This window comes from Vibrio sp. 1069, from assembly GCF_033340555.1.
Genome location: NZ_JAWOWP010000004.1, coordinates 355742 through 372704 on the forward strand (window position 1 = coordinate 355742; position 16963 = coordinate 372704).

Sequence of the window (16963 nt, forward strand, 5' to 3'; positions counted from 1 at the left end):
CTGGTGATGATTTCTAGATACTCAAACAAGCAAAATATAGCTTTCCTCAGTCGTTTAAATAGCACCAATATCATTCATCTATTGATAGCGCGATTCCAGTCAGCGTTGTGTAAAAAGACACCATCTTCACGAACTTCGGAGTAATGACTTGGTCCACGTTAGACCCCATCACATAATAGGAGTCTAAACAGAGACACATGCGTATTCTGATTTTTTCTTTAAGCATTGTTGCATCGACAAGCTATGCAGCAAAGCCAGACCCATTCCCAGTTACACCAGATAGTCGCGGGCAAGATTTCATGGTCAGTGCGACGAATCCTTACGTGAGCAGTACCGGTTACTCAATATTGAAAGAAGGCGGTAATGCTGTTGATGCTATGGTCGCGATGCAGATGGTGATGTCTGTCGTTGAGCCAGATATGACCGGAATTGGCGGCGGGACTTTCGCGCTGTTTTATCAACATGACGAGAAAAAATTTCTGGCCCTTGATGGTCGAGATGAAGCGCCCTCTAGCGCGAACCCTGAAATGTTTGTTGAGAATGGGGAAGTACTCAGTCGCAACGAAATATTAGGCCCTCGTTCTGTTGCGGTTCCGGGCACGTTGCGGTTGCTTTACACCACTCATGAACAATACGGCAAGTTGCCATGGGCAGAGCTGATTAAGCCGGCGATTACATTGGCGAGCAATGGGTACGCGATGAACAGCTACACCTACGACATCGTAGTAAGAGAGCAAAGCCGACTCGAGCAAGATCCGGAAGTGAAAGCCTTGTATTGGCAAGGGGACGATATTAAGCCGACGGGAACCTTGATGAAGAACCCTAAGATGGCTGAGACGCTGAGGAAGATCGCGCAACAAGGCGATAGTTACCTTTATGGTGGTGAGCTTGGTCAGCACATCGTAGAGACGGTTAATAGTCGTATTGACGACCAACACGAGAAGTTGTCTTTAGAAGATTTTAAACATTACCAAGTGAAGCAGCGTGACATCATTGAGAACGACTACCGTGGTAATAAAATCGTCTCTTTTGGTTACCCAGCTTCGGGCGGTGTGATGGTCGCTCAGAGTCTTGAACTGCTTGCACCCTATGACATTGCCCATATGGCGAAAACGGATGTGGAACCTTGGCGTCTCATGACTGAAGCGATGCGAATAGCAAAAGCCGATCGTATTGCGTATGCCGGAGATCCGGATTATGTGGAAGCGCCAGTTGAACAGTTATTGTCTAAAGCCTATCTAGATCAGAGACGTGATTTAATCCCTGATAATGGCACTTTAAAAGAGGATCCAAAAGCAGGACAGATAACGCAAACTCAGTATGCGCAATATCAAGGCTTCGAGAGCAAAGATACAGGGCATATTTCTATCGTCGATAGAGATGGAAATGCAATTGCGATGACCAGCACGGTAGGAACGGGTATGGGCTCGGGTGTGATGGTCGATGGCGTTGTCTTGAATGCGCAGATGGCTAACTTCTCACCTCTGCCAACGGTTAACGGCAAACCTACACAAAACTCAATTGAAGCGGGCAAGCGTCCACGTTCGGCTATTACGCCATTAATGGTGATGGACAGTGATGATAATTTGCGTTTGGTGGTTGGGTCACCAGGTAGTTCACAAATCCCGGGGTATGTACTCAAAACCGTGGTTGGGGTGCTGGATTGGAACTTATCAGCGCAAGAGGCAATTGACTTACCAAACATTCAGTACGGCACCAAAATAGACCGCACTAAGCCTTATGACCCGACTGGCTTGCTGGTGGAAAAGAAAACGTTCGCAGAAATGCTGGTGCCTGAGTTTATGGAGCTTGGCTACCCAGTGCACGTTATTCCAGTGGTAAGCGGTTTGAATGCAATTGAGCTAAAAGATGGCAAGCTTTATGGCGCAACGGATCGTCGTCGAGCCTCTAGTTCAATGGGGGAGTAATACTCACTTCTGTCAAACGAAGCAAACTAAAAAGCCAGTCGATATCGACTGGCTTTTGCGTTCTTTTTAAAGATAAAAGCGTGAGGTTTATGCCCAACCCGCAGGAGAGCGCTTTCTACGAGGCATGACATGCGGAAGAATCAAACCAAATAGTAAACCTAAACCTGCGACACCGCCGCCATAAGTGAAGTACTTAAGCAGCATGTCATCTTTTTGTGTATCCAGTTTTGCGCGTAGCTCGCGGTTTTCTGTTTCAACAGAAGTAAGCTGATCGCTGATCTCAGAGTATTTATTTTCTAGATCTGAAATTTGTTGGTTACGTGTTTCGAGAGAGGTAACAAGACCGGCTTTCTCTGCATCAGAAGTTTGACGAGCATTAGCAAGCTGCTCTTTTACTTCGGCTAGCTCTTTCTCAATGCGAGGAAGGCGAATTGCCATGCTCTCTTGGTTTGTCACAAACTTGCTTTGTACCCAACCAGTGCGACCACGGTCATCACGAACTTGCGTGTAGCCAGTATCTCGGTTGGTTTTAATCAGTTGTACTTTAGAACCGGCGTTAACACTACCAATAATACGGTAGGTGTTATTTGGACCTGAGTGCATAAAAGTGAAGAGGTCATCAGAAATATAACGGTCTGCTGCTAGGGCCGCTGGCGCTGCTAGCAAAGTAAACAAAACCGTGATGATTAGTTTTTTCACAGTAAATCCCTTAACGATTTTTCTTGGAGACAGCGTTGGCACCGAATGATTGGAGCCGGAAATAGACGAATAGTATGCAGTTTCAAACCTCGGTGCAACAAAGAAGGGAGGCAAAGCCTCCCTTTCTGTGCGTTTGAGTCAATAATGACAAAGCGCTTACATTCTATTGACGAGTGTCTTAAGCGAACATCGCTTGAAGTCCGTAGAAGAATACTACGGCCAATAACGCCCCCGCTGGTAGTGTAACGATCCATGATGCCACGATGTTACGAACTACGCCTAGGTTCAGTGCTGCGATACCACGAGCAAAGCCAACACCGAGAACCGCACCAACCAATGTTTGAGTGGTTGAAATTGGCAGGCCTGTACCAGACGCTAGAACTACCGTACATGCTGTTGCTAGCTGTGCTGCAAAACCGCGGCTAGGCGTTAGCTCAGTGATGCCTGTACCAACGGTTGCCATTACTTTGTGACCCAGTGTTGCAAGACCGACCACGATACCAATACCGCCAAGAGGTAGAATCCACCAAGCGATGGTGCTTTTCGTGCTGATTTCGCCCATGTGTTCAACAGTCGATACGACAGCAGACAGTGGACCAATGGCGTTTGCAACGTCGTTTGAACCGTGTGCAAATGCCATCGCACAAGCGGTGATAACCATCAGAACGCTGAAGATACCTTCCACGCCAGAAAAGCTGCGGTCTTCTTCGCGATTAGCGAATTTTTTCTGGATGTATACGTAGCCGCCAATCATCACAAGTGCTGAAACTGCTGCTGCCCACATCCAGGCTTCACCATTGGTCAGGTGAAGACCAACGTGTTTCAGACCTTTTTTGATGGTTACAAGTGCAATCACCATTGTTGTGATGAACATGTAAACAGGTACAAAACGTTTCGCGTTAAACAGAGGGTTCTCTGTATCAAAAATCAGGCGTTGTGCGCTGACAAAGATAACGTAAGCAAAGAAACCTGAAATCACTGGCGTAATAATCCAGCTACCAACAATGCCTTGAACGCTGCCCCAGTCAACCGCTTCAGTACCTACTGATACGCATGCAAAACCAATGATTGCACCTATGATTGAGTGAGTCGTTGATACTGGCCAGCCCATGTAAGAAGCAAGAAGCAGCCATGTACCTGCTGCCAAAAGCGCAGACATCATGCCGTAGACAAGAACATCTGGTTGACTAGCAAATAAAGAAGTTTCGATTACACCTTTACGGATAGTGTCGGTTACTTCACCGCCTGCAAGGTAAGCACCTGCAAATTCGAAGATCATCGCAATGATGATAGCTTGTTTTACAGTTAGCGCTTTTGAACCTACAGATGTACCCATCGCATTAGCAACGTCGTTCGCGCCAATACCAATCGCCATCATGAAACCAAAAATCGCTGCAACAATAATCAGGACAGTGCCGTAGTTCGCAAGGATATCCATCGTAATACCTAGTTGTTTTATAACAAGCGGAACAAAATTTTACGCGCGCCAAACCATAAGACGATGAAAATAGTCATCGTCCCTATGACACGTGTTAATTATGCTCTTCGTTATGTCGTTAACTTTATGTTTTAAGATCGAGATAGCATGACTTCCAAACGAGCACCTACGCGCTGCGCTTGGTCGGCAATACCACCTACCCATTCAAGAATCTTGTACAGGAACATGACATCGATAGGGTTCATGTCAGCTTCAATCACCATCAACTGTTGGCGAAGTTCAATCTGCATGGCATCGGTATCATCTTCGATAACGTCTAATTGATGAATCATTTCAGCGACGAGCGTCACTTCACGGCCTTTGAAGCCGGTTTCTAGCAATTCATCAAGTTCATTGATTACCTTTTGCGCCTGATCGGCAGCATCAAGACAACGTTGAACGTAAGCGAGGAAGTTTGGTTGGAGAGCCTCAGGGATGACAAGTTGACGACCATATACACGGCCAGCAATGTCTTTTGCCAGGTTTGCAAGTTTGTCCTGTTGAGTCAAAAGCTCAAGCATGTCAGTACGGTCGACTGGCATGAACAAACCGCGAGGCAGTTTTAGACGGATTTCACGTTTCAGCACATCCGCTTCTTTCTCTAGGTGAGAAATTTGTGCACGGATTTCTGCTGCTTTTTCCCAATCACCCTTTGAAGATACTTCAAAGAATTTCACCAAGTGTGAACAACATTCGTTGACACACACAACGTGGCGTTGCAAAGGCTTAATTGGGGACTTTGCAAATAACCCCATAATTGTATTTACTGGCATGGTCATTCAACCTAATAACTATAACCTTAAAAAAACATACACCATTTCTGAGTGCTTGGCGAAATGTTGAACGATGGCTATAAAGGCGCGCATGGTAACGCATTAAATCGCTCATTAAAACTGTTTTAGATCATCATTCCGGCGATATTTCTCTCTTGCCGTGTGAGAAATTACGCAATATCCTGTTTCTATCTGCTTTGAAAGGTATAGCTATGGAAACCGAAATAGAACTGAAGTTTTTTGTTTCTCCTGAATTTTCAGAAACTTTAAAAGAAAAAATTTCTGAGACAAAAGTACTTCAGCATAGTTGTCGTGACTTGGGTAACACCTATTTTGATACTGCCGATAAATGGCTTAGAAAGCACGACATTGGTTTAAGAATTCGCCGTTTTGATGATGTATTCGTCCAAACCGTAAAGACAGCAGGACGCGTCGTCGCAGGCTTACATCAAAGACCAGAATACAATGCTGAGCACACTAGCGACGAGCCTGATCTGTCGCTTCATCCTCTAGATATTTGGCCTCCAGGTAAAGATGCAGAAACGCTGCAATCCGAGCTTATGCCATTATTCTCGACCAACTTCACACGTGAACAATGGCTGATTGGCATGCCCGATGGCAGTCAGATTGAAGTTGCCTTTGACCAAGGTTTAGTTGTAGCCAAAGGTGAAGACGAAGAAGAGAAGCAAGAGCCAATTTGCGAAGTTGAACTGGAGCTTAAGTCTGGCCAAACCGAAGCTTTATTCACACTGGCACGCAGCTTTTGCGAGCAAGGCGGTATGCGCTTGGGTAACTTGAGCAAAGCGGCGAAAGGTTATCGACTTGCAAGCGGTTATGCGGGTGATGAAGTAAAATCATTGGCACTTGTGGACAGTAGTCCGACGGATACCGTTGAATTTTGCTTGATCAACTCATTAGAGCACGCTTTGTCTCATTGGCATTATCACGAGCAAATTTATGCTGAGCGTGACAGCGTGGAAGCACTGCGTGAAATCAGTAATGCCATTCGTTTCATTCGTCAAACATTGACTATTTTTGGCGGGATTGTCCCTCGTCGCGCGAGCGCGATTCTGCGCCAAGAGCTTAAATGGTTGGAAGAAGAACTGAGTTGGTTGGATGAGCATGCACACCTTGAAGAGCTTTTAGATGACAAAGGCAATGTGCTGCGCAAGTTGGATGCACGTAAGTTCTTAGTATCTGAGCTGACTCAGCAGTTACAAGAGTTGCCAAGCCGTGAAGAAGTGCTAGGGTTGCTCAATTCCGCTCGTTACACAGGGTTACTGCTGGATCTAAGCCGCTGGATCTTAGCACGCGGTTGGCAGCCATTTCTTGATGAAAAAGCACGTGAAAAAATGGCAAGCAACATCATGCCGTTTTCAGTTACTCAGCTCGATCGCACTTGGGCTGAGCTAATGGAAGCTTTCCCAGCAGAGCGCGATTTGACGGCGCAAGAGTACGTTGATCAGCGTTATCGCTTATTGCGTAACCTCTATACTGGTATTGGTTTCGCGAGTTTGTATAACTCGGATGAGCGTAACAGCTTCCGTTTACCATGGGCGGATCTAGTGCATGGTATCGATGATCTGCTAATGCTGAACCACTTGCTCCCGTTGGTTGATATGCTGGAAGACGCAGAAAAAGAGCAGTTAGAACGCTGGTTGCACCGTCAAGAGCGCTCAATTTTGCATGCAATGGATCAAACCCGAGCGATCAGTGTGGAAGTTCAGCCTTATTGGCGTGAATGATCGTTCTGGTGATAACGACAAAAAAATAGGACCGCATGGTCCTATTTTTTTGTCTCTGTTTTACGTTGTTGTAGCTCTTTTTCCATGAAATCGAGTCGTTCTAGTATTTGAGCTTGTTGGGTTAGGAGCTGCTCGAGCATACGTTCTTTATTGATTGAACTGTGCGTCTGTTGTTTCGTTGGGGCAGTAAGGATAGAGGTGATAAGACCCGAGATCATACCAAAGATACCCACCCCGCAAACAATGATGATGACAGCCAAAAACTTTCCTATGGAGGTCACTGGATAATGATCGCCGTAACCAACCGTTGAGATTGTTACAAATACCCACCACAAAGCATCGGCGCCAGTACGAATATTCGCTTCTGGGTTTTTCGCTTCGATAAACAGCATTGCACTAGAACCGAGTGTTATGAGGATAACCATCAATAGCAGTATAGAGGCGACCGTGGTTTCGCGGCGGTTTTCTTTGAGCTGATGCAAAATGAACTTTGACGAACGCAGTACTAATACCACTCGCATAATATGAAAAATACGAGCAAAGCGCAGGGGCTCTATCAATGGGATGCTCGCCACGAAATCTATCCAATGACGTTTAAGGAATAACCAGCGATCTGTGGACCGGATCAAATCAATGGTGAGCTGTAGTAGAAAAATACTACAGATTATGAAATCCAGACCGATAAGAACTTGACGGGTTTCGTGATCGATCGGGAAAAACAACAAGCCAGAGATCACAAATAGTGCCATAAAAGACAATATTAGTGACAACAGGCCCATCGGTCGTGTGCTGTCTTTGATATCATTGTTTTTCATACGAAGCTCAAAATAAATCGCGTAACCACGCAAAGCGCGAACATAACTATAAGTAATATAAAGATTATAGATAAAGACTATATAAGACTCGGTGGAGAACTGACAATGGAAAAGCTGGCATTTAAGCCATGGGAAAGGGTCATATCCGACATTCGACTGGTGCCTAAAATGGTCATGTTGATGGTCTTCAGTACTGTCCTGATCGTGGCAAAACAACTGTGGGACGCAAACACTTTTTACGACTCACTTTTAGCGGCGACACAAAACGCGCAAGTTGCCCAACAGCATTATGAAGCATATTTAACGCAAGTTGCTTGGCAAACCGCCTTATTGATTGTGGTTTTTGTCGTGCTCTTATTAGCGGCGGCTAGAGTGATGTTGCGTCAAACACAGTATCTGAGCGACGCGATCAAACTGATGGCGAGCAAGAACCTCTCTGTTCCATTTGGTATGGATTGTAAAGATGAATACGGAGACGTGGCACGTGAATTAGAAAAGACACGTCGACAATTGCACGATGTTATTCAAATGCAAATTAATGCGTCTGATGAATTATCAACGCTCACCGAAGTCATGACGCTGAGCATGTCGGAAACGAAGGAATCGGCGCAAGAAGAGTTTAACGAAATTGATCAACTTGCTACGGCGATGAGTGAAATGTCGTCGACGGTCCAAACGGTTGCGGAACATGCCCAGACGGCATCTTCTCTAACAGAGCAAGCTTCCGCACAAGCAATTTCTGGTCAGCAGTTCTTGCAAAGTACAATGGCGAAAATGAGTGAACTTTCGTCGGATATCGCTTCATCGGCACAAGCGGTTAACCAAGTTGAAGAACGTGTTGAAGCCATTGGTAGCGTTGTAGGGACGATTCAAGGCATTTCTGAACAAACCAACCTGCTTGCACTGAATGCGGCGATTGAAGCGGCGCGAGCTGGCGAGGCTGGGCGGGGTTTTGCTGTGGTTGCAGATGAAGTTCGTAACCTTGCCCAACGTACACAACAAGCGACGGTAGAAATTCAAGAGATGATCGCACAGCTGCAAACCAGTGCTGAATCTGCGGTAGAACTCATGGAAAAAAGCGTTGTAGAAGCGGCAGATGGAAACGAGCTGGTTTCTAATGCTGGATCTGAGCTCGATGGTATTGTTGGGCAAGTGACGCAAATCAATGACATGAACTTCCAGATCGCGACGGCGTCTGGTCAGCAAAGCAGTGTTGCAGAAGAGATGAGCCAAAACCTCACCAATGTACGTGAGTTGGTTGAAGCCTCAGTTGTTGTTGTTACCGAGCTGCTAGAAACCTCTGAAATGATGCAAAATAATGCAGGTGAGCTAGACAAGAAGATCAAATCTTTCCAAGTTTAATATTCGATCCCGAACTTTTGATAAAACGCCCACAAACCTTTTGTGGGCGTTTTTATTTGCTTTCAGTCTGGTATAAAGAATGAGTTACCGTGCTTTTCAAACAAGGAAGAAAAATGCAGCTGCCTTCGCCACTGATTTCTATCGCTGAATCTGCCGTACAAAACGCCCAAGACGCAGGTTATTTTCCCCTTTGGCCCGATGAGGTTGCGCAGCAATTTCGTTATGTGGCGGGCTTAAGCCAGTTTATAACTGAAGCCATTCATCGCGATGAAGTCCTAGCCCGTGAGTTGCCAAGTATGTTAGCGCAGCCAAGTCGTCAGGAGTCTTACCGCTCACGCCTTGCTGAACTGTTGGAACAATGTCCTGATGAGATGTCTGGTCATCGCGTATTGCGTCAGTTTCGCAATCGAGAAATGGTGTACATTGCGTGGAAGGATTTCACGCATGCATGGTCTCTAGAGACGTCTTTAAGCCACTTATCTGAGTTGGCAGAAGCGATGATTTTTGAAACCTATCAATGGCAATATCAAGTGTGTTGTCAGGAGTGGGGCACGCCAACAAGTGAGGACGGTGAAGTGCAGCCGATGTTAATTATCGGCATGGGGAAACTGGGTGGTGGCGAGCTAAACTTTTCTTCCGATATTGATCTAATTTTCACGTATCCAGAGAATGGCGAAACCCAAGGCGCACGCCGCAGCATTGCCAATGCCCAGTTCTTTACTCGTCTTGGTCAACGCATCATCAAAGCGCTCGACCAACAAACCTTCGATGGTTTTTGCTACCGCGTCGACATGCGACTTCGCCCATTTGGAGAAAGTGGCCCCTTGGTAATGAGCTATGCCGCACTTGAAGATTATTACCAAGAGCAGGGGCGAGATTGGGAACGTTACGCGATGATCAAAGCTCGGGTGATGGGATGTGAGATGTACCCGCAGTATCAAGAGCTACGCCAAATGCTGCGCCCTTTTGTTTTTCGTCGTTATATTGATTTCAGTGCGATTCAATCTTTGCGTCGAATGAAGTCGATGATCAGTAGCGAGGTTCGCCGCCGAGGGTTGAATAACAACATTAAGCTAGGTGCGGGTGGCATTCGAGAAATTGAATTTATCGCTCAAGTTTTTCAATTGATTCGAGGTGGTCGAGAACCTTCTTTACGTAATCGAGGGCTGTTGGAAACACTGCAAGGCATTGAAGAACTGGCATTGCTTACTCCACAAGAAGTCAGCGATCTAGAAGCCGCATACAAGTACTTGCGTCAATTAGAAAACTTGTTGCAAGCAATGGCGGATAAGCAAACCCAGACGCTGCCTGATTGCGAAACCGAACGCTTAAAGCTCGCCACCGCGATGAAAATGAGCTGTTGGGATCAATTGATTGAGCAAACCCAGCAGCATATGGCAAATGTTCACCAAGTTTTTGAATCACTAATTGGTGATGATGAAGAAGACGAGGGGACTACCGTTGCTCGTCATTTTCATGAGCTATGGGATATGGCCGACAAACAAGATGTTCTTGAGCATATCTTGCAGCAGGATATTCAGATTGAAGACTTTGCTTCATGCGCGAAAACCATCATCAACTTTAAAACCGATCTGGCCAAAAAAACGTTAGGCCCACGTGGACGCGAAGTGCTCAATCGTTTGATGCCGAAAGTGTTTGATGCGGTCTTTGCCCATCCTGATGCACAGTTTGGTTTATCTCGTGTACTTCACTTGCTACACAACATCTGCACTCGCACGACTTACTTGGAATTATTGGATGAGCATCCAGCGGCTCTGGTGCAGCTCGTACGTTTGTGTACCGCAAGCCCAATGATTTCAGAGCAGCTGTCTCGTTATCCTATCTTGCTTGATGAGTTGATCGACCCTGCGCAGCTGTACAATCCCATTCCATTAGACAGTTACCGTACAGAGCTACGTGATTATTTGGCGCGTATTCCTGAAGATGATATGGAACAGCAAATGGAAGCGTTGCGTCAGTTTAAGCAAATTTGTATTTTGCGTATTGCAGCGGCAGATATTGCTGGCGCATTGCCAGTGATGAAAGTGAGTGACCATTTAACTTATTTAGCGGAAGCTATCGTTGATGCGGTGATCAGTCAGGCTTGGTTGCAAGTGTCTGAAAAGTACGGCGAGCCAACGCATGTGAAAGATCGTGAAGGTAAAGGCTTTGCTGTAATTGGCTATGGTAAAGTCGGAGGGTGGGAGCTCGGCTATAACTCCGACTTGGATATTGTCTTCATGCATGACTGCCCAGTCAATGTCTACACTGACGGCAAAAAAGAGATTGATGGTCGTCAGTTCTACCTTCGTTTAGCACAGCGTATCATTCATATTTTCTCCACTCGCACCGCTTCCGGTATTTTATACGAGGTCGATACCCGATTGCGTCCGTCCGGTGCATCGGGTTTGTTGGTTAGTCCAACGGACGCGTTCGACGACTATCAACATCAAGACGCGTGGACATGGGAGCATCAAGCACTTGTCCGCGCGCGCATGATTTATGGTGATGAACCACTGGCAATTGCATTTCACAATACGCGGCATGATGTGCTGTGCAAAGCACGCGATCAAGCTGAACTGAAAAAAGACGTTGTCGAAATGAGAGAAAAAATGCGCGGTCATCTTGGGGGGAAAAAGCCAGGCCGCTTTATGCTCAAGCAAGATGTAGGTGGGATTACCGATATCGAATTTCTCGCTCAGTACCTAGTGCTCAACTATAGTCACGATAAGCCGAAATTGACGCGTTGGTGTGATAATGTGCGCATCTTTGAAACGCTCATTGCGCAAGATGTTATGGACGAAGACCAAGCAATGCAGTTGATACGTGCTTACACGACAATGCGCAACGAAATACACCGCCGAAATCTACTCAATTTAGACGCTGATGTGGTGGAAGATAAGTTTGTTGCCGAAAGGGAGTGGGTAAAACAGGCTTGGAATCAGTGGTTCAGTTAAGACCATATATTTAGCGTCGATAAGGGCTGTGATAAACTCACTTCGATTTAATTTTTGGAGACCAACAATGAAACCAATTCTACCTGATTACAACAGCGCTGGTGTGCTCATCATCGGTGATGTCATGCTAGATCGTTACTGGTATGGCCCAACCGGGCGCATTTCTCCTGAAGCGCCGGTTCCTGTTGTAAAAGTAGAAAACAATGAAGAGCGTCCTGGTGGTGCTGCGAACGTTGCGATGAACATCGCATCATTAGGTGGCCATGCTCACATTGTTGGTCTAACTGGGGAAGATGAGCCTGCAAAAGTGCTGACGGAGACGCTGAGCTCGCTCAATGTGAAGTGCGATTTCGTTGCGCTGCCTGATTACCCAACGATTACGAAGCTTCGTGTAATGAGCCGTGGACAACAACTGATCCGCCTCGACTTCGAAGACAAATTTGAAAACACAGATTCTGCACCTGTGCTATCGCGTATGGATGCCGCACTGCCAAACGTTAAAGCCGTGATTATGTCTGACTACGCAAAAGGTTCGTTAGAGCATGTTCAGGCATACATTCAAAAAGCGCGCGCAGCAAATATTCCGGTTTTCATTGACCCGAAAGGTGCGGATTTTGAACGCTACCGTGGCGCAACACTTCTTACGCCAAACATGAAAGAGTTCGAAGACGTTGTAGGTAAAGTGAAATCTGACCAAGAGCTAGTAGAGAAAGCGCTGGCTTTGGTTGAAGAGTTTGAATTTGAAGCGCTTTTAGTGACACGCAGCGAAAACGGAATGACCTTGATTCGTCGTGGTCAGGAACCGTTCCACCTTCCAACTCAAGCGAAAGAAGTGTACGACGTGACAGGTGCGGGCGACACGGTTATCTCTGTATTGGCAGCGTCTGTTGCCGCAGGCAAATCATTTGAAGAAGCGTGTGCACTAGCAAACGCAGCGGCAGGTGTTGTAGTTGGTAAACTAGGCACGTCAACGCTTTCTGAGATTGAATTAGCAGAAGCGGTACATGGCAGCCAAGACACGGATTACGGTGTGATTTCAGAAAAAGCACTGATCGAAGCGGTGAAAAAAGCACGAGCTCGTGGCGAGAAAGTCGTTATGACAAATGGCTGCTTTGATATTCTACACGCTGGCCATGTGTCTTACTTAAACCATGCTGCTGAACTGGGCGATCGCCTAATCGTTGCGGTAAATACCGATGAGTCAGTAAAACGCCTTAAAGGCCCTGGTCGTCCGGTAAACCCAACCGATCGCCGCATGGCGGTGTTGGCAGGTTTGGGCGCTGTGGATTGGGTTGTACCATTTAGTGAAGATACGCCGCAGCGTTTGATCTCAGAAGTTCTACCAAGCTTGCTAGTAAAAGGCGGTGACTACAAACCAGAAGAGATTGCTGGTGGTAAAGAAGTCATTGCGGCGGGTGGTGAAGTTCGTGTATTGAACTTTGAAGATGGCTGCTCGACCAGTGAAATCATTAATGCAATCAAAGGCGGTAAGGGCTAAGGCTGCTGTTTGTTAGCATTGAAATGCTATTTGCTCATAAAGGTCGCTAAGTGCGGCCTTTTTGATACTTGTAGTTCAGAGGCACTTTTAAGCTCTGAACTACAAGTAATAAAAAACGCCAGCTGATAACTCAACTGGCGTTTTTTATTTATTAAGACCTGAAGTATTCAGTTCGCGGTTATTTTGCCGCTTTCAAACCTGCATCAACGTCCAAGATGTCTTGTTCGCTTAGCGTACCAACTGCTTGGCGTAGCTGAAGAACACTTAAAATGTAGTCGTAACGAGCGTTCGATAGGTTTTTGTTCGCATCGTATAGACGACGAGTCGCGTCCAGTACATCAACGATAGTACGAGTACCTACATCAAAGCCAGCTTCTGTTGCTTCTAGTGCAGAGCGTGCAGAAATAACCGCTTGCTCATACGCACGTAATGCGCCGATAGAGGCGTTAATGTTGTTGTTTTGTGCGCGAACATCTTTGACTACGCTACGGTACTGTGCTTCAAGATCTTCGCTTGCTGCCACGTATGCGTATTCAGCTTGTTTGGTTTGAGAGGTTACGTTACCACCTGTGTATAGCGGTACTGCAAGGTTCACACCAATATTGAAGTTGTCTGTCGTGTTGTCACGAGAGCTATGAGAAGTATCACCGTAGTTGTAACCACCGTCTAGAGAGAGCGTTGGTAGGTGGCCAGAGCTTGCTAGTGAAATATTGTCACGCGCAATGTCTTGAAGAATACGTGAAGATAGCAAGGTCAGGTTTTTGGTTTTTGCTTCATCAATGAGCGATTCAGCAGGTACGGTCGATGGGCTAGCAGTGAAGCGGCCAGTGTCCAAAATGTTGAGATCTTTGTGCTCTTGGCCTGTAATTTCACGCAGTGACTCGTAGCTATTAGTGAGCGCGTTTTCTGCCAACACTTCGTCCGCTAGCACTTGGTCGTACTGAGCTTGTGCGTCATGCACGTCAGTGATTGCAGACAAACCTACTTCAAAACGCTGTTTAGTTTGCTCAAGTTGACGGCCAACCGCGGCTTTTTCTGCACGTACGAAAACAAGATTATCTTGTGCGCGTAGAACTTCAAAATACGCTTGTGACACGCGAAGAATCAGTGCCTGTTGCGTCGCTGCGTAAGTTGCGTCTGCTTGGCGAGCACTTTTCTCAGCAGTATCTAGAGAGATCCAAGATGCGCGGTTGTAAAGTGCTTGTGAAAAGCTAACGCCAGCGGTTAGTGCGTTGCCATCGTTTGATACGTCGCTAATTAGATTTGAATCGTATTCAGTATCACCACGAGTTAAATTGTAACCCGCAGTAAGGTTAATTTGTGGTAATAGAGCACTACGGCTTGAGGTGATTGCTTCGAAAGCTTGGTCACGTTGTGCTGCTACACTGAGCAATTGTGGATCATTTTGTTTTGCCAAGTCGTAGATTTCAGCCAAAGAGTCTGCGAACGCAGACGTACTCATGCTACCTAGCGCTGCACTGATAAATAGTGGAAGCAATTTTTTCATTTTCTATTCCCGCGGTCCATAGATTGGTTAATTCTCAGTAGTTTAACTCAATTTGCACGATATTTACTCTAAAGTTTGCACTTTTTTACACGTAATTATCCACTTGTGCAATAAATTTTTAGCAAAGACTTAAATTAATTTGTAACTATTATACAAAAAGTTGAGCCAAGTCCTTTGAGCAAGCGAATAACAATGAGTAAACTACAGGATTCACTCAGAGAGGTGTTGAATGCAACAGCGTGACAAACAACAACAAGATTTTACTTCGCGAGATGTAAAAGTCATCTCGAAAGAAACCTTATTTGAAGGTTTTTTCAAAATGGTGAAATACCGCTTTCAGCATAGGCTATTTGCTGGTGGTTGGAGTGGAGTTGTCGAACGAGAAATGTTCGAGCGTGGTCACGCAGCAGCGATGCTTCCTTATGATCCAAAGACGGACCAGGTCGTAATCATTGAACAGATTCGTATTGGCGCGTTGGAACATGAACACCCTTGGCAGCTAGAAATTGTCGCCGGTATGATTGACCGCGATGAATCAGCTGAAGCCGTAATTCGTCGAGAGGCTGTCGAAGAAGCGGGGATTCAGGTGGGGCGCGTTATACCTGTCACTTCTTATTATCCTTCGGCTGGTGGTTGCTCGGAAAAGCTAGACGTCTTTGTTGGTGAAGTGGATGCGTCTAAAGCGCACGGCATTCATGGTTTAGACTATGAGAATGAAGATATCCGAGTTCATGTCATGAGTCGTGAAACGGCGTATCAATGGGTGAAGGACGGGAAATTTGAAAATGGTGCGTCGATTATTGCGTTGCAATGGCTGCAATTACACCATCAAGAGTTAAAGTCAGAATGGGGACAATCCCAAACGGTGGAGAGTGAGTAATGGCACAATTGGCTGAAAAACAACAATATCATGTTGATTTAGCTGGTCTTATGAGAACGTATGAGACCAACTACGCTAAGTTGAACGCCTTATTGCCTGCTTCTGCCGAAGTTGGGGATGTACGTTGCTACCAAGCGGCGAACATGGTTTACCAATTGACCGTGAATGAAATCACAAAATACACCACAGTTGTTGAGATATGTCAGAGTGATGAAACGCCAGTGTTTCCTTTACCGACGATGTCTGTCAGGCTTTATCATGATGCGAGAGTAGCCGAAGTATGCTCAAGCGGAGAGTTCTCTCGCATAAAAGCTAAGTATGATTATCCCAATGACCAACTGATGCAGAAAGATGAAAAGCATCAATTAAACACATTCCTCGGTGAATGGCTGACGTTTTGTTTACGAAGTGGTATCAGTAGAACACCACTTGCCTTCAATTGATCGTCACGTCACTAAAGGAAAATAACAAATAACGATATAGTGGACGAATCAGGTTTTCATTTTGCAATCATCTAGTGACAGCATCAAACTTTTACAAATTACGGATACTCATCTGTTTGCTGCCGATGAGGGAAGTTTGCTAAGCGTAAAAACAATCGATAGCTTTAATGCTGTTGTTGCTGATGTTTTACGCCGCAACGTGGCGTTTGATTACATCTTGGCGACGGGCGATATTTCCCAAGACCATAGTGCAGAATCTTATCAGCGCTTTGCCAACGGCATTGAACCGCTAGAGAAAGACTGCTTTTGGCTACCTGGTAATCATGATTACAAGCCTAATATGGGCAGTGTTTTGCCTTCGCCACAAATCAAAGCCGCAGAGCATGTGTTGCTTGGCGAGCATTGGCAGTTAATTCTTTTAGACTCGCAAGTTGTTGGCGTTCCTCATGGGCGCTTGAGTGATCAGCAATTAACGCTACTCGAAGAAAAGCTAGCCGAACACCCAGAAAGACACACACTTGTTTTGTTGCATCATCACCCGTTACTGGTGGGAAGCGCGTGGCTTGATCAACATACTTTAAAAGATGCCGAAGCGTTTTGGCAGGTTGTCGAGCGTTTTGATAACGTGAAAGGCATTCTCTGTGGTCATGTTCATCAAGATATGAATGTGCTTCACAAGGGCATTCGAGTGATGGCAACACCCTCAACTTGTGTTCAGTTTAAGCCTAACTCGGATGATTTTGCCCTTGATACCACTTCGCCTGGTTGGCGGGAGCTGCAACTACACGCTTGTGGCGATATTACGACCCAAGTAGGTCGGCTTCCTGATGGCCAGTTCCAACCAGACTTCTCTTCTAACGGCTACTAACGCGCCCGAGC

The 16963-nt window shown here is 46.0% G+C and carries 13 protein-coding genes; 8 read left to right on the forward strand and 5 right to left on the reverse strand.

Annotated features, from left to right (window positions below; translation table 11 throughout):
- Nucleotides 1-197: 197 nt before the first annotated feature.
- Nucleotides 198-1928 carry a gamma-glutamyltransferase gene (gene ggt / locus R7040_RS09660; protein ID WP_262599809.1) on the forward strand — a complete coding sequence of 577 codons (1731 nt, stop codon included), beginning with the start codon at nucleotides 198-200 and terminating at the stop codon, nucleotides 1926-1928.
- A gap of 87 nt (nucleotides 1929-2015) precedes the next feature.
- Here the strand turns inward: ggt and R7040_RS09665 are convergent, their stop codons facing one another.
- The 3 genes from R7040_RS09665 to R7040_RS09675 all read right to left on the reverse strand — a co-directional run bounded on the left by R7040_RS09665 (nucleotide 2016) and on the right by R7040_RS09675 (nucleotide 4877).
- Entirely contained in the window at nucleotides 2016-2627 is a 612-nt protein-coding gene (locus R7040_RS09665) for a TIGR04211 family SH3 domain-containing protein (RefSeq protein WP_005379900.1), read from the reverse strand.
- 178 nt (nucleotides 2628-2805) lie between these two features.
- Nucleotides 2806-4065: an inorganic phosphate transporter gene (locus tag R7040_RS09670; protein ID WP_005379898.1), complete on the reverse strand. Its 1260-nt coding sequence runs from the start codon at nucleotides 4063-4065 to the stop codon at nucleotides 2806-2808.
- Between the two features lie 131 nt (nucleotides 4066-4196).
- A complete protein-coding gene (locus tag R7040_RS09675) occupies nucleotides 4197-4877 on the reverse strand; it encodes a TIGR00153 family protein (protein WP_005379896.1) in 681 nt (226 codons plus the stop codon).
- 212 nt (nucleotides 4878-5089) lie between these two features.
- On the opposite strand from R7040_RS09675, the gene R7040_RS09680 reads away from it, so the two are divergent.
- Nucleotides 5090-6622 (forward strand): inorganic triphosphatase, encoded by a 1533-nt coding sequence (locus R7040_RS09680; RefSeq protein WP_053304332.1) that lies wholly within the window; start codon nucleotides 5090-5092, stop codon nucleotides 6620-6622.
- A 41-nt stretch (nucleotides 6623-6663) separates the two neighbouring features.
- Here the strand turns inward: R7040_RS09680 and R7040_RS09685 are convergent, their stop codons facing one another.
- On the reverse strand, nucleotides 6664-7437 hold the full coding sequence (locus R7040_RS09685; protein WP_025768395.1) for a potassium channel family protein: 774 nt from the start codon (nucleotides 7435-7437) through the stop codon (nucleotides 6664-6666).
- A gap of 105 nt (nucleotides 7438-7542) precedes the next feature.
- On the opposite strand from R7040_RS09685, the gene R7040_RS09690 reads away from it, so the two are divergent.
- The 3 genes from R7040_RS09690 (at nucleotide 7543) to hldE (ending at nucleotide 13254) form a co-directional block, all read left to right on the forward strand.
- Nucleotides 7543-8799, forward strand: coding sequence for a methyl-accepting chemotaxis protein (locus R7040_RS09690; RefSeq protein ID WP_005379890.1), 1257 nt, complete (start codon nucleotides 7543-7545; stop codon nucleotides 8797-8799).
- A gap of 113 nt (nucleotides 8800-8912) precedes the next feature.
- The gene (glnE, locus tag R7040_RS09695; RefSeq protein WP_064353615.1) at nucleotides 8913-11756 is read left to right on the forward strand and encodes a bifunctional [glutamate--ammonia ligase]-adenylyl-L-tyrosine phosphorylase/[glutamate--ammonia-ligase] adenylyltransferase; all 2844 of its coding nucleotides are present in this window, start codon (nucleotides 8913-8915) and stop codon (nucleotides 11754-11756) included.
- 67 nt (nucleotides 11757-11823) lie between these two features.
- Complete coding sequence (gene hldE / locus R7040_RS09700) at nucleotides 11824-13254, forward strand: bifunctional D-glycero-beta-D-manno-heptose-7-phosphate kinase/D-glycero-beta-D-manno-heptose 1-phosphate adenylyltransferase HldE (RefSeq protein ID WP_017633601.1); 1431 nt, start codon at nucleotides 11824-11826, stop codon at nucleotides 13252-13254.
- Between the two features lie 178 nt (nucleotides 13255-13432).
- Here the strand turns inward: hldE and tolC are convergent, their stop codons facing one another.
- On the reverse strand, nucleotides 13433-14761 hold the full coding sequence (gene tolC / locus R7040_RS09705; RefSeq protein ID WP_005379884.1) for an outer membrane channel protein TolC: 1329 nt from the start codon (nucleotides 14759-14761) through the stop codon (nucleotides 13433-13435).
- Between the two features lie 229 nt (nucleotides 14762-14990).
- On the opposite strand from tolC, the gene nudF reads away from it, so the two are divergent.
- The 3 genes from nudF (at nucleotide 14991) to cpdA (ending at nucleotide 16952) form a co-directional block, all read left to right on the forward strand.
- Nucleotides 14991-15641: an ADP-ribose diphosphatase gene (gene nudF, locus R7040_RS09710; RefSeq protein WP_025768397.1), complete on the forward strand. Its 651-nt coding sequence runs from the start codon at nucleotides 14991-14993 to the stop codon at nucleotides 15639-15641.
- Nucleotides 15641-16084 (forward strand): DUF1249 family protein, encoded by a 444-nt coding sequence (locus R7040_RS09715; protein ID WP_017633603.1) that lies wholly within the window; start codon nucleotides 15641-15643, stop codon nucleotides 16082-16084. The genes nudF and R7040_RS09715 overlap by 1 nt, the downstream gene beginning before the upstream one ends.
- A 61-nt stretch (nucleotides 16085-16145) precedes the next feature.
- The gene (cpdA, locus tag R7040_RS09720; protein WP_161440774.1) at nucleotides 16146-16952 is read left to right on the forward strand and encodes a 3',5'-cyclic-AMP phosphodiesterase; all 807 of its coding nucleotides are present in this window, start codon (nucleotides 16146-16148) and stop codon (nucleotides 16950-16952) included.
- The last annotated feature ends 11 nt before the right edge of the window (nucleotides 16953-16963 follow it).

Coding starts and splice junctions, on each gene's coding strand:
- R7040_RS09680 (WP_053304332.1), top strand. CDS start 5,090: ATGGAAACCGAAATAGAACTGAAGTTTTTTGTTTCTCCTGAATTTTCA.
- R7040_RS09715 (WP_017633603.1), top strand. CDS start 15,641: ATGGCACAATTGGCTGAAAAACAACAATATCATGTTGATTTAGCTGGT.
- ggt (WP_262599809.1), top strand. CDS start 198: ATGCGTATTCTGATTTTTTCTTTAAGCATTGTTGCATCGACAAGCTAT.
- R7040_RS09685 (WP_025768395.1), bottom strand. CDS start 7,437: ATGAAAAACAATGATATCAAAGACAGCACACGACCGATGGGCCTGTTG.
- hldE (WP_017633601.1), top strand. CDS start 11,824: ATGAAACCAATTCTACCTGATTACAACAGCGCTGGTGTGCTCATCATC.
- glnE (WP_064353615.1), top strand. CDS start 8,913: ATGCAGCTGCCTTCGCCACTGATTTCTATCGCTGAATCTGCCGTACAA.
- tolC (WP_005379884.1), bottom strand. CDS start 14,761: ATGAAAAAATTGCTTCCACTATTTATCAGTGCAGCGCTAGGTAGCATG.
- R7040_RS09670 (WP_005379898.1), bottom strand. CDS start 4,065: ATGGATATCCTTGCGAACTACGGCACTGTCCTGATTATTGTTGCAGCG.
- R7040_RS09690 (WP_005379890.1), top strand. CDS start 7,543: ATGGAAAAGCTGGCATTTAAGCCATGGGAAAGGGTCATATCCGACATT.
- nudF (WP_025768397.1), top strand. CDS start 14,991: ATGCAACAGCGTGACAAACAACAACAAGATTTTACTTCGCGAGATGTA.
- R7040_RS09675 (WP_005379896.1), bottom strand. CDS start 4,877: ATGCCAGTAAATACAATTATGGGGTTATTTGCAAAGTCCCCAATTAAG.